This is a genomic window from Halorubrum salinarum, from assembly GCF_013267195.1.
Lineage (GTDB): Archaea > Halobacteriota > Halobacteria > Halobacteriales > Haloferacaceae > Halorubrum > Halorubrum salinarum.
Map to the genome: position 1 here is coordinate 919,098 of NZ_CP053941.1, position 11,860 is coordinate 930,957.

Sequence of the window (11,860 nt, forward strand, 5' to 3'; positions counted from 1 at the left end):
CCGCTTTTCGTACCGCATCCTAACGTCCGCCAGGTCCGAGTCCGCGACCGGGACGGGCTCGGCCGTGCGCGGCGGACGCATCCGCGGCCGCACCTCTTTACGGGCCCGGGCCCTACGGTTGGGCGATGGCAAACCTAACGCTCTACGAGCTTGAGGGCTGTCCGTACTGCGCGAAAGTGAAGACGAAGCTGTCGGAGCTCGACCTCGACTACGAGTCGGTGATGGTGCCGCGGTCGCACAGCGACCGGACGGAGGTCGAGGAGGTCTCCGGACAGACGGGCGTCCCGGTCCTCGTCGACGAGGACCACGGGGTCGAGGGGATGCCCGAGAGCGACGACATCGTCGAGTACCTCGAAGAGACGTACGGCGGCGCGAGCTGAGGCCGACGCGATCGGCCCGGGACGGAGCCAGCGGAGCCCGGCCCCGCAACGAGAGGCTATTTATCCGCCCGCGGCGAGGTGGCGGCCGTGCGACTCGTTCACCGTCCCGAGTCGGGGGGAGAGACCGTCCTCGCGAGCGACGTCGACGTCGCGCGCTCGACGCTCGAACAGGCCCGGGGCCTGATGTTCCGGCGTTCGATCCCGGACGACTACGGCCTGGTCTTCCCCTTCGACGAGGCCGACACGCAGTGGCTCCACATGCTGTTCGTGCCGTTCGCGATCGACGCGGTGTGGCTCGCCGACGGCGAGGTGACGGCGACGAAGCGGCTCGCGCCGTTCGTCGGGCTGGGCCGCGGCCGCGCCGACACCGTCGTCGAACTGCCGGCGGGCGCGGCCGAGTCGGTGGCGGTCGGCGACGAACTGCGGCTGGTCGAGTGAGCGGGAGCCGCCCGGGACCTACGGGCCGTCCTCGAAGGCGTCGGGGGCGAACACGTCCGTATCCCCCGCGCGCGGCTCATCCGCGACGCGCAGCGACAGCTCGATCCGGCTGCCGCCGGCCTTGCTCTCGACGATGTCGAGGCTCCCGCCGCCCGCGGTGACGATCCAGTTCACGTACCAGAGCCCGAGCCCGCTCGCGTGGTTGAGCGGCGTCTCCTCGCCGGTGAGCACGGCGCGCTCCGCCGGCGGGATCCCCGGGCCGTCGTCCGCGACGACGAGCGAGACCCACGACTCGCTCGGCAGCTCCGCCGCCGAGATCCGCACCCGCGGGTCGGCGGCGTCGTTGTGGCGGACCGCGTTGTCGACGAGTTCGGTGATCGCCTCGGGGAGGAACGCGACCGCGGAGACGACGACCCCCTCGGGAACGTCCACGTCGACGGCGGCGCGCTCGCGGATCTCCGGCGGGAGCGATTCGAGCGCCGCGTCGACCGCGGGCGCGAGCGCGACCGGCCGCGGCGAGGGGCGCTGAGAGAGCAGCCGCTCCACCTTGCGCGAGGTCTCGCCGAGGCGCAGCAGCCGCTCGGCGGTGTCGACGACCCGTTCGAGCTGCCCCGTGAGCTCGGGGTCGTCGACGGCCTCGATCGCCTGACCGGTGAAACCGGTGACGACGTTGAGGTCGTTGCGGAAGTTGTGTCGCAGCACGCGGGTCAGCACCGCGAGCCGCTCCTCTCGGAGCGACGCCTCCGTGAGGTCCTCGCCGACGCCGACGGCGCCGACGACCCGGTCGCCGTCGGTGACGGGGCCGACCGAGAGCCGGTAGGGGACGCGCTCGCCGGAGCGGGTGAGCAGCCGCACTTCACAGGAGACGGTCTCGCCCGCCCGGTACACCCGCGAGAGCGACTCGCTCACGCGGCCGCGCGTCTCCTCGTCGAACAGCGAGGTGAGCGCCCGCCCCGAGAGCGACTCGGGGTCGTAGCCGGAGTCGGCCGCCAGCCGGTCGTTCCACCGCGAGAGCGTCCCCTCCTCGGTACAGCGGAACAGCGCGAGCGGGACGGTCTCGGCGAGCGCGTCGACGAGCCGGCGCTCGCCGTCGAGTTCGCTCTCGGCGGCGACCCGGTCGGTGGCGTCCGAGAGCCCGACGACGAGCCACTCGTCGCCGGCGATCGTCGCCGCGTGGAGCGCCGCGTCGACCCGCAGCCCCGGGTCACCGAGCCGGAGGTCCCACTCGAACCGCTCGACCCGGTCGTCCGAGCCGTCGGACGCGGGAGGGTCGACGGCCGCCGCGGCGACGGCGTCGACGGACCGCCCCGAGACGGTGACCTCCGTCTCGCCCAGGTCGGGGAAGCCCATCAGCGTCAGCGTGCCGCGGTCGTGGCCGAGCAGGTCGACCGCGGGAGCGTTCGCGGCGCGGATCGCCAGCGTCTCGGGGTCACAGACGAGCGTCGGCGTCGGGACCGCCCCGACGAACGCTCTGAGGATCCCGGCCGCGGCGGCGTCGCCGCTCGACGACGACGGACCCTCGGCCGGCGGATCCCCGTTCCCGTCTCCCATCTGTCGGTGATGGAGACACTCCGCGCATATGTGTTTATGGATTTATGGGTCGCCGCGACCCCGCGACGGCGCTCGGCCCGAGCGAGGGTCAGTCCGCCTTCGCCTGCCAGTCGCGGACGGTGTCGGCGCCGACGCCGTCGACGTCGGCCGCGAGGTCGTCCGGGTCGGCGGACTTGAGGTCGTCGACGCCGCCGACGCCGGCGTCCTTGAGCTTCTCGGCGGTCTTCTCGCCGATCCCCTCGACGGTCTGCAGCTCCGAGCCCTCCTGGCGGGCCGTGAACTCGCGGTAGTTACAGATGGGGCAGCCCAGCTCCCAGGGGTCGTCGCCGGAGTGGACGCGGAGGTGCGGGAGGTCGTGCTCCTCGCAGGTCTCGTCGGTTACCTCGATCTCGCCGCGCCGCGGGAGCGGCAGCGAGTAGTCGCAGTCGGGGTAGCGCGTACAGCCGACGAGCCGCGAGCCGGAGCGGAGCCGCTTGATCGCGAGCTCGCCCCCGTGTTCCTCGCCGCAGTCGGGACAGAGGCCGATCACCTCGTCCTCCTGCTCGTCGGCCTCGTCCGCCTTACACTGCGGGCAGCCGTGGACGAACGTCTTCCGCCCGGCGAGCATCTTCACGTGGCGGAGGTCGTGGTCCTCGCAGGTCTCGTCGAGGAGGAGCGGCTTCCCGGTCGAGGGGAGCGGGAGCGTGTACTCGCAGTCGGGGTAGCCGTCGCAGCCGACGAAGTACGACCCCTGCCGCGACTTCCGGACGAGCAGGTCCGAGCCGCACTCCGGACAGGGCCCGAGCGTCTTGTCGGCCTTCAGCGACGTCTGGAGGTGGTCACCGACCGCCTCTCGCGACTCGGTGAGGTCGTCGAACACGCGCGAGAGCAGCTCGCGGGAGTCCGCCGTCACCTCGTCGTAGTCCTTCTCGCCCGCGGCGATGGCCGCCATGTCGCGTTCGAGCTGGGCGGTCATCTCCTCGCTCACGATCCGGTCGGCGAACTCCTCGGCGGCCTCGACGACCGCCTCGGCGAGCCGGGTCGGTCGCGGCGGGTCGCTCTCGACGTAGTTGCGGTCGTACAGCTTCTCGATCGTCCGGTGGCGGGTCGCCTTCGTCCCCAACTGTCGCTTCTCCATCTCCTCGATGAGCCGCGACTGCCCGTAGCGCCGGGGCGGCTGCGTCTCCTTGGCCTCGGTGGCCCGGTCCGACAGCGACAGCGTCTCGCCGACCTCGACGTCCGGCACGATCCGCTCGTCGCTGGAGCGGTACGGGTACACGTCGTGGTAGCCGGCCTCGAGCAGCCGCTTCCCGTTGGCCTTCAGCCGCAGCCCGCCGTCCGCGACGAGGTCGGCCGGCCCGGCCGCGTCCTCGGGGTCGCGGAGCGCGGCGAGCCCGTCCGCGTCGGCGGCGATCGGCGTCGCCTCGCCGTTCGCGAGCGCGACCACGCGCAGCCGCTCCCAGGTGGCCGGGTCGGCGCAGGTGGCGAGGAACCGGCGGACGATGAGCTCGTACACCTCCCACTCGTCGTCGGAGAGGTCCGACGCCGAGGGGAGCTCGCCGGTCGGGTGGATCGGCGGGTGGTCCGTCGTCTCCTCGTCGCCCTCGGTCGGCTCGATGTCGCCGTCGCCGTCGAGCAGGCTCGCGGTGTCCGCGCCGAACGTCGAGGCCGCCGACAGCTCCTCGATCAGCTCCTCGGGCTCCAAGTCGTCCGGGTACACCGTGTTGTCGGTCCGGGGGTAGGTGACGTAGCCGGCGGTGTAGAGGTCCTCCGCGAGCGACATGGCGCGCTGCGCGGAGTAGCCGAGCGACCCCGCCGCGCGGATGAACGCGGTGGTGTTGAACGGCGTCGGCGGGTCGTCGGTCTGCGTGCGGCGGTCGACGTCGTCGACGGTCGCCGCCTCGGCCGCGGCGAGCGCCTCGGTGAGCGTGTCGGCGACCGCCTCGTCCCAGACGCGCTCGCGCTCGTTGCCCTCGTCGTTCAGGTAGAAGTAGCGCGCCTCGAACGGGTCGCCGCCCGACTTCGCCAGCTCGCCCGTCAGCTCCCAGTAGGACTCGGGGTCGAACGCCTGGATCTCGCGCTCGCGGTCGACGATGAGCTTGAGCGTCGGCCCCTGGACCCGGCCGACGGAGATGAAGTCGTCGCCCATCTGTCGGGCGGACAGCGAGAGGAAGCGGGTCAGGGCCGCGCCCCACGTGAGGTCGATGGTCTGGCGGGCCTCCCCGGCGGCCGCCAGCTCGAAGTCGAGGTCGTCGGGGTTCGCGAACGCCTTTTTCACCTCGTTTTCCGTGATCGACGAGAAGCGCACGCGGTCGACGGGCACGTCCTCGTTGACCTCGCGGACGAGCTCGTACGCCTCCTTGCCGATCAGCTCGCCCTCGCGGTCGTAGTCGGTCGCGATGACGACGCGGGAGGCGTTGCGGGCGAGCCGGCGCAGCGCGGCGACGATCCCCTCCTGCGTCGGCGTCTTCGTGACGGGCGCGTCGATCAGCTCGACCGGCTCCACGTCGCGCCAGTCGTTGTACTCGGCCGGAAAGTCGACGCCGACGACGTGGCCGGAGAGCCCGATACACCGCTTGCCGCCCCACTCGTAGACGTTGACGTCGTTCATCCGCTCCGCGGTCGCGGACTCGCCGCTCAGGATGTCGGCGATGCGCCGCGCCGCGTTGTCTTTCTCCGTGATGATCAGCTCGGGGCCGCGACTCATTGCGCCGAGATAGGCCGCTCCTCGGTCTAAAGCTTTCGCGACGCGAGATTACCGGCAGGCGCGGCGGCGAACGAACGGCGAGAAGGGACCCGAAGGCGGCCGGTCACCGGGCCGCGTCGTCGGACTCGGCGAGGAACTCCGCGTCTGTGGCCTCGGCATACGGCTCCGGCGGTTCGTCGTCCGCGTCGAGTTCGCGCCGTGCGAGGTGGTTCTCGAGTTGGCGGCGCTTGTTCCTCCCTTTCCGCTCGCGGCCCGATTTCGTGTCTGGCATCGTCACCCGTGTCAACACTTCCCACACATATGAATCTTGTGTCGGTGTGCGGACGTATCCGCGAGCGGGGCGGCAGCAGACGCAGTCGAAGCGGAGGAGCCGATAGCAGCGATATTATATTTAAATGAACGAGGCGGTGGCGCGTGCCTGCGAGCGGCCGCCCCCGGCGGCCGCGAGACAGTACGCGCGAGGGAGTCGGGCGGCCGGAGCGAAGCGGAGGCCGGCCGACGAGGCTGGGGAGGCGTGAGGTGCGGTTGCGGTGCTGTGCGGGGCGGGACTCAAAGGGGCAGCCGCGAGGCGGGCGCAGGCGTTCACGAGAGCTTTGCTCTCGTGAGCCAATCAGAACGCGAAGCGTTCTGATGACGACGCAAGGACCACAGGGAGCGAACGGAGTGAGCGACCGAGCACCGCAGCGAGCGTGCGCCCGCCTCGCGGCTGGGGCTTTGGCGGTGTTCGCCGCCGATGCGTCGTCAACTATTGATAAATAATCGCCAGCGACGTCACTTGGTTGTTCATAAATGGGCAATTAGACGGGTTCGTCGACGCCGGACTCGCTCGTTGCTGCCGCTCATCGCTCGTAGTCGACGTCGACAGAACGCCAGGAGAGGGATTTGAACCCCCGATCCCGGATGGGAACACGCTTTCCAGGCGTGCGCCTTACCACTCGGCCATCCTGGCTCACGCGGAGATAATCCGGTGCGACTGTTAAGTCCTTCTTTTCGCGCGCACCCGGACCTCGGCGAGGTAGGTAATACCCGCCGACGCGACCGCGACGCCGAGGGCGACGAGCGCCAGCCCGCCGAGACCGAGCGGCAGCGATCCGGGACCGAGGAGCCGGTACCCCTGCGCGAGCACGAGGAAGGCGAACCCGCCGACGATCCCCCACAGCGCCGCGGAGCGCGCTCGGGCACGCGGGGTGGCCGGCGCGCCGGGCGCGGGGACGGACCCGTCGGTCGCGGCGTCCGGCTCGCGCCCCGGTCCGGATCCGCCCTCGCCGTCGGCCATCTACTCGACGACGGCGACGGCCTCGATCTCGACGCCCGCGCCCTTCGGGAGCGCGCCGGCCTCGACCGCGGAGCGGGCGGGCGGCGACTCGTCGAAGTAGTCGGCGTACGTCTCGTTCATCTCGTCGAAGTCGCCGATGTCGGCCATGAACACCGTCGTCTTGAGCACGTCCTCGGGACCGGCGCCTGCCTCCTCCAGCACCGCGAGGAGGTTGTCGAGCGCCTGCTCCGTCTGGACCGCGATCGGGGCGTCGTCGAGCAGGTCGCCCTCGGGCGTCAGCGGGATCTGCCCGGCCGTGAACACGAGGTCGCCGTCGGTCGTCGCCTGGCTGTACGCGCCCACCGCCGCCGGGGCGTCGTCCGTGTGGATCGTCTCCTTCATGCGGGTGCGCCTTCGACCGGCGGCCTCAAGAGTACTCTGGAGCCGCGCCGCCGGTCGACGCGGGGCCCGGACCGCGGTCGCGGACGGTCGGAATCACCGTCAGACACAAGCGGATGGAATGGTAACACTCCACGTATGACGGGAGACCAGCTCCTGCCGCTCGCCGCGATATTCGTCGGCGTGGCGGCGCTGAACCTCGCGGTGACGTGGCTGCTCGTCCGGCGGAACCGCGACCCGGCGGAGCTGCTCGGTTCGGCCGCGGCTCGGTCCTCGGACGGCGACGGCGAGGGGCCCGAGATCGGACCGACGCTCGCGCTCGACGGCGACGGGGACGCCGGCTCGGCGAGCGGGGCGGGGGAGCCCGACGGGGACGGGCCGCCGCCGCTGGACGCCGCCGGCGAGACAGTCGTCTGCCGGCACTGCGGCGCCGAGAACCGGGCGGGGTATCGGTACTGCCGGTGGTGCGTCCGGTCGGGGTTCGTCGACGAGGACGCCGGCGTCACCGCGGGGACCGCGATGGCCGACCGGTCGCTGTGAGCGGCCGGGGCGCGCGCCTCGCGGGCGACGGGGCGAGCGGGCCGACTCAGGCCGCGTCGATCTGACAGCCGGCCGTGTAGTCGATCCCCTCGATGCTGTCGATGCCGTCGTCGCCGCACACCGGACAGTCGGGGTTGCGCGCGTACGGCACCGTCTCGAACGAGAGGTCCATGGCGTCGTAGAACAGCATCCGCCCGACGAGCGGCTCGCCCACGTCCATGATCAGCTTCGCGGCCTCGGTCGCCTGGAGGCAGCCGACCGTCCCCGGGAGGACGCCGAGGACGCCCGTGCTGGCGCAGTCGGGCACCGTCCCCGGTTCCGGCGGCTCGGGGAACAGGCAGCGGTAACAGGGGCCCTCAGGCGAGAGCGTCGTCACCTGCCCCTCGAACTTGTAGATCGCGCCGTGCGACACCGGCACCCCCTCGATTCGGGCCGCGTCGTTCACCACGTAGCGGGTGGCGAAGTTGTCCGAGCAGTCGACGACAACGTCGTGGTCCGCGATCAGTTCGCGGGCGTTGCCCGCGTCGAGCCGCAGTTCGTGGCGCTCGACGTCGACGTCGGGGTTGAGGTCGGCGACGAACTCGGCCGCCGAGTCGACCTTCTTCCGCCCCACGTCGCCGTCGCCGTGGATCACCTGTCGCTGGAGGTTCGAGCGCTCGACGACGTCGTCGTCGACGATACCGATCGTCCCGACCCCCGCGGCCGCGAGGTACTGGATCGCCGGCGCGCCGAGCCCGCCCGCGCCGACGACGAGGACGCGCGCGTCGAGCAGCCGCTTTTGCCCCTCCGGACCCACGTCGTCGAGGATGACGTGTCTTGAGTAGCGGTCGAGCTGGGTCGCGTCGAGCGAGAGACTCATGCCTACGACCTGTGCCGGCGCGGATATAACCGTGTTCCCGAGCGGCGGTCGCCGACGCGCCGGCCGGCGAGCGCGCGCCACCCGCGACGGTTCTCGCACGCGACCGGGGAACCGGCCTCGCACGCGAACGACTGAAGGGGGCGAGCCCTGAAGGCGGGGTATGTACTTCCCCGACGCGGGCGAGTGGGAACGGCGCGACCCCGAGGCGGTCGGGCTCGACCCGGAGGCCGTCGCGGCCGCGGCCGACTACCACAGGCTGAACGGCACGCCGCGCGAGCAGATCAACTACGACTTCGCGGACCACGAGACGTGGGACGACGCCGAGGGCGAGCACGGGCAGCGGATCGGGCCCCACCCCGCGCGGCGCGGCGGCCCGGCGGGACTCGTCCTCAAGGACGGTTACCTCGTCGCGGAGTGGGGCGACACCCGGCGCGTGGACCAGGCGTTCAGCGTCGCCAAGAGCTTCCTCTCGGTCGTCGCGGGCGTGGCGTGGGACCGCGGCGAGATCGGTTCCGTCGACGACCGCGTCCGCGAGTACGTCGACGACGGCGGGTTCGAGGGCGACCACAACGGGGCGATCACGTGGCGCCACCTGCTCCACCAGACCAGCGAGTGGGAGGGGACGCTGTTCGGCAAGCCCGACGCCGTCGACCGCAACCGGGCGGTCGGGAAGGACGGCGAGGCGCTCGACAAGTCGGAGACGCGGTCGCTCCGCGAGCCGGGGACGTTCTGGGAGTACAACGACGTGCGGATCAACCGCCTCTCGCTGGCGCTCCTGCGAACGGTCGGCCGGCCGCTCCCCCGCGTGCTCGCGGAGAACGTCATGGAACCGGTCGGCGCCACCGACACCTGGGAGTGGCACGGCTACTACAACTCGACGGTCGACGTGGACGGGACGGCGATGAAGAGCGTCTCCGGCGGCGGCCACTGGGGCGGCGGGCTGTGGATCTCCGCCCGCGACCTCGCGCGGGTCGGCCTGCTGTACCTCAACGGCGGGGAGTGGGACGGGAACCGACTGCTCTCGGAGGCGTGGGTCGACGCGTCGACCGAGCCCTGTGAGGTCAACGAGAGCTACGGCTACCTGTGGTGGCTCAACGAGGGCCGGACGCTGTGGCCGAGCGCCCCCGAGTCGGCGTACGCCGCCCTCGGGCACGGACAGAACACCGTCTGGGTCGACCCCGAACACGACCTCGTCGTCGTGCTCCGGTGGCTGCGCTACGACGAGGACGCCGAGGAGACCGACGCGCGGACCGAGCAGGACCGGTTCTACGCGAAACTGCTCGACGGGCTCGACTGAGCCGCGAGAGCGGGGCGCGCCGACTCACTCGGTCGACGCCGCCACGGCGTCGGTCATCCAGCAGTCGTCCACGTCGCCGAGGGAGGTGTCCGTGTCTCCGCTCCCGCCGGCGACGCGCACGAGTCGGAACTCGTACCGGCCGGTGACGCTGCCGTTCTCCCGGGTGACGACCTCGACGTAGGCGGCGTCGTCGACGACGTCCGGCACCGAGTACTGGGCGGTGTCGTACGTGAGCATCGGCCCGTACAGCGGCGTCTCGAACAGCTCGGCGTACTCCTCGGTCGAGCCGACCAGGTCCCTGTTCTGCGGCGAGGCGAACGCCCGGAGGGTCCGGATCCCGGCGTTCGTCGCGTTGTCGTTGTAGCGGAGCGCGTTCATCTGGATCTGGACGACCTGGAGCGCGGACCGCTCGCAGGTGGGCGACGGCGCCGTGTTGCGCGCGGCCTCGCCCGTCGGGTCGCCGTCCGCGACCGAGACGGTGTTTGCGCCGCCGTCGTCGGTCGATCCGCCGCTCCCGTCGTCGGTCGATCCGCCGCTCCCGTCGTCGCTCTCGCTCGCCGCTCCGGTCGGGTCCGAGTCGTTCCCCGCCGGGTCGCTCGCCCCGTCGCCCCCGACGCCGGCGAGGCCGTCCGGACCGCCGACCCCGGCGGCGCCGGCGGCGAACCCGGCCCCGGCCGCCGCGACGAGGAGGACGGCGACGCCGACCGCCGCGAGGAGCGCCCGTCGGTCCGGTCGTTCGCTCGCCCCGTCGGTCGCGGTCGCCTCGTCGCTCGTGTCCGTCGCGGCGGCGGCGTGGCCCGTATCCGTCACGGTCGCCGCGTCGCTCGGTCGAGCGTCGACCCGCAAATCGCCCGACGAGCCGGAGGCGGTGCGGTCGGCGGCGGTGCGGTCGGCAGACCGGAGGCCCGAACCGTCGTCGTCACCGGTGGGTTCCGGCGCAGCGGCGCCCGGCGCGGCGGCACCCGACTCGTCGCCGTCGTCCGTCACCGCGCCCGCGTCGTCGTCCGTCAGACCGGTACCGGCGTCCGGTGCGTCGGCCGGGACCGCGCTCTCGTAAGCCGCGGACCGGATCGGCACGTCGAGGAACCGGTCGGAGATGGCGTTCGCCGTCGCCGGCGGGACCCCGTACAGCAGGCGCTCTCGGAGGTCCGCCGGGGTCACCACGTCGGCGTCGAACCCGGCGTCGAGGTCGTCGAGCAGCGAGTCGCTGGCGACGACGACGGCGTCCGCCGGGGCGTCGGGGACGGCCCCGTCGGCGGCCGCGACGCCGAGCAGTTCGGTCCGCCGGCCGCCCTCGGTCACCGTGACCCGCGCCCCGTCGACCTCGACCTCGTCGGCGGTCGCCGCGTACGCCTCGGCGACGAAGTCCGCGAACGCGTCGCCGTCGAGCGACTCGAGTTCGGTCGCGAACGCGTCGAGCGGAATGGGCGCGTTCGCGGTCACGTAGCGATCGCCACGTGCGTGAGTATGTGACGCGGTCTCTTTGCTCTTGCGTCGCCGTCGCACGGCGCCGCGGCTCGTCGGGAGCGCGGACCGCGAGGAAAAACGTCGATTTCGTCGAGGGCGTTACTTGCCCTGCCGGTCGTTCGAGGTGACGCTCGGGCGCGTCTTCTCGGTGCCCTTGCCGCGCTTGCGCTGGCCGCGGCCCTTGGTGCCGGCGGAGGTGAGGCCGCGGTACGCGCGGCCCTTGTGGTCGTCCGAGCAGATCCAGTTCAGGTCGTCGTCGTTCTCGATCGCGGGGTGGGCGGGGTCCACGAGGATGACCTCGTGCCACTTCTGGGAGCCGTCCTCACCGACCCAGTAGGAGTTGAGCACGCGGAGGTTGCGGTACTTCCGCGAGGCGCGCTCCTCGGCGATGCGCTGGATCGACTTGCGCCGCGAGACGCGGTTGACGCCCTGGCGCTTCGAGCGGCGGCCCGCCTTGAAGCGCTGCTTGCGCGAGCCGCCCTTCCGGACGCTCACGCGGGCGACGATGACGCCCTGCTTGGCCTTGTAGCCCAGTTCGCGGGCCTTGTCCAGCCGGGTGGGGCGCTCGATGCGCTCGATGGCGCCCTGGTCGCGCCACTCCTGTTTGCGCTGCCACTGCAGCTCGGCCAGTTTCCCCTCCTTGGGGGACCGCCACGCCTCCTTGATGTGCGAGTAGAAGCTTCGTGCCATTGTGTGTCCGCGGACGGTTGCGATTCAGCCGCGAGGGGCTACATGTCGTCTCGTCCCGGGCGCGCGTCGGCCGACCCGACGTTCCCGGCGGCGAGTGCCCGCTGTGTCCGCACCAGCGAGTTGGCGGATTTATCCGCGGTCCGCCCTTAACCGCTTCGCTCCGCGGGTCGCGTGCGGAGGAGTGACAGGGAGGCTCGGCCGCGCTCCCGGCACCCCGCGTCGATCGATTAAAGTTCACTTGTATCGATTAACCGCCAGTGGTACACATCGACGCCGCGCCGGGGCGACGCGGCCTCGA

12 protein-coding genes and 1 tRNA gene are annotated in these 11,860 nt (G+C 71.9%); 4 read left to right on the forward strand and 9 right to left on the reverse strand.

Going from position 1 to position 11,860, the window contains the following annotated elements:
- Positions 1-125: 125 nt before the first annotated feature.
- The gene (locus tag HPS36_RS04705) at positions 126-380 is read left to right on the forward strand and encodes a glutathione S-transferase N-terminal domain-containing protein (protein ID WP_137716450.1); all 255 of its coding nucleotides are present in this window, start codon (positions 126-128) and stop codon (positions 378-380) included.
- Positions 381-458: 78 nt separating this feature from the next.
- Positions 459-818 (forward strand): DUF192 domain-containing protein, encoded by a 360-nt coding sequence (locus tag HPS36_RS04710; protein WP_137716449.1) that lies wholly within the window; start codon positions 459-461, stop codon positions 816-818.
- Positions 819-836: 18 nt separating this feature from the next.
- Here the strand turns inward: HPS36_RS04710 and HPS36_RS04715 are convergent, their stop codons facing one another.
- The 6 genes from HPS36_RS04715 to HPS36_RS04740 all read right to left on the reverse strand — a co-directional run bounded on the left by HPS36_RS04715 (position 837) and on the right by HPS36_RS04740 (position 6,712).
- On the reverse strand, positions 837-2,369 hold the full coding sequence (locus HPS36_RS04715) for a PAS domain S-box protein (RefSeq protein WP_173228767.1): 1,533 nt from the start codon (positions 2,367-2,369) through the stop codon (positions 837-839).
- Between the two features lie 88 nt (positions 2,370-2,457).
- On the reverse strand, positions 2,458-5,055 hold the full coding sequence (locus tag HPS36_RS04720; protein WP_173228768.1) for a DNA topoisomerase I: 2,598 nt from the start codon (positions 5,053-5,055) through the stop codon (positions 2,458-2,460).
- 103 nt (positions 5,056-5,158) lie between these two features.
- Complete coding sequence (locus tag HPS36_RS04725) at positions 5,159-5,326, reverse strand: hypothetical protein (protein WP_007994803.1); 168 nt, start codon at positions 5,324-5,326, stop codon at positions 5,159-5,161.
- Positions 5,327-5,922: 596 nt separating this feature from the next.
- A tRNA-Ser gene (locus HPS36_RS04730) sits at positions 5,923-6,004 on the reverse strand.
- A gap of 27 nt (positions 6,005-6,031) precedes the next feature.
- Positions 6,032-6,331 (reverse strand): hypothetical protein, encoded by a 300-nt coding sequence (locus tag HPS36_RS04735; protein WP_173228770.1) that lies wholly within the window; start codon positions 6,329-6,331, stop codon positions 6,032-6,034.
- On the reverse strand, positions 6,332-6,712 hold the full coding sequence (locus HPS36_RS04740) for a Rid family detoxifying hydrolase (protein WP_173228772.1): 381 nt from the start codon (positions 6,710-6,712) through the stop codon (positions 6,332-6,334).
- A gap of 135 nt (positions 6,713-6,847) precedes the next feature.
- On the opposite strand from HPS36_RS04740, the gene HPS36_RS04745 reads away from it, so the two are divergent.
- Positions 6,848-7,249: a DUF7577 domain-containing protein gene (locus tag HPS36_RS04745; protein ID WP_173228774.1), complete on the forward strand. Its 402-nt coding sequence runs from the start codon at positions 6,848-6,850 to the stop codon at positions 7,247-7,249.
- A gap of 46 nt (positions 7,250-7,295) precedes the next feature.
- Here the strand turns inward: HPS36_RS04745 and ubaA are convergent, their stop codons facing one another.
- A complete protein-coding gene (gene ubaA, locus HPS36_RS04750) occupies positions 7,296-8,108 on the reverse strand; it encodes an SAMP-activating enzyme E1 (RefSeq protein ID WP_173228776.1) in 813 nt (270 codons plus the stop codon).
- Between the two features lie 160 nt (positions 8,109-8,268).
- Here ubaA and HPS36_RS04755 point away from each other — a divergent pair, with 160 nt between their 5' ends.
- Positions 8,269-9,405 (forward strand): serine hydrolase domain-containing protein, encoded by a 1,137-nt coding sequence (locus HPS36_RS04755; protein WP_173228778.1) that lies wholly within the window; start codon positions 8,269-8,271, stop codon positions 9,403-9,405.
- Positions 9,406-9,429: 24 nt separating this feature from the next.
- On the opposite strand, the gene HPS36_RS04760 is transcribed toward HPS36_RS04755, so the two are convergent.
- Together HPS36_RS04760 and HPS36_RS04765 are read right to left on the reverse strand one after the other, a co-directional pair.
- On the reverse strand, positions 9,430-10,848 hold the full coding sequence (locus HPS36_RS04760) for a hypothetical protein (RefSeq protein ID WP_173228780.1): 1,419 nt from the start codon (positions 10,846-10,848) through the stop codon (positions 9,430-9,432).
- Positions 10,849-10,971: 123 nt separating this feature from the next.
- Positions 10,972-11,562, reverse strand: coding sequence for a 50S ribosomal protein L15e (locus HPS36_RS04765; protein WP_049931415.1), 591 nt, complete (start codon positions 11,560-11,562; stop codon positions 10,972-10,974).
- Positions 11,563-11,860: the final 298 nt, after the last annotated feature.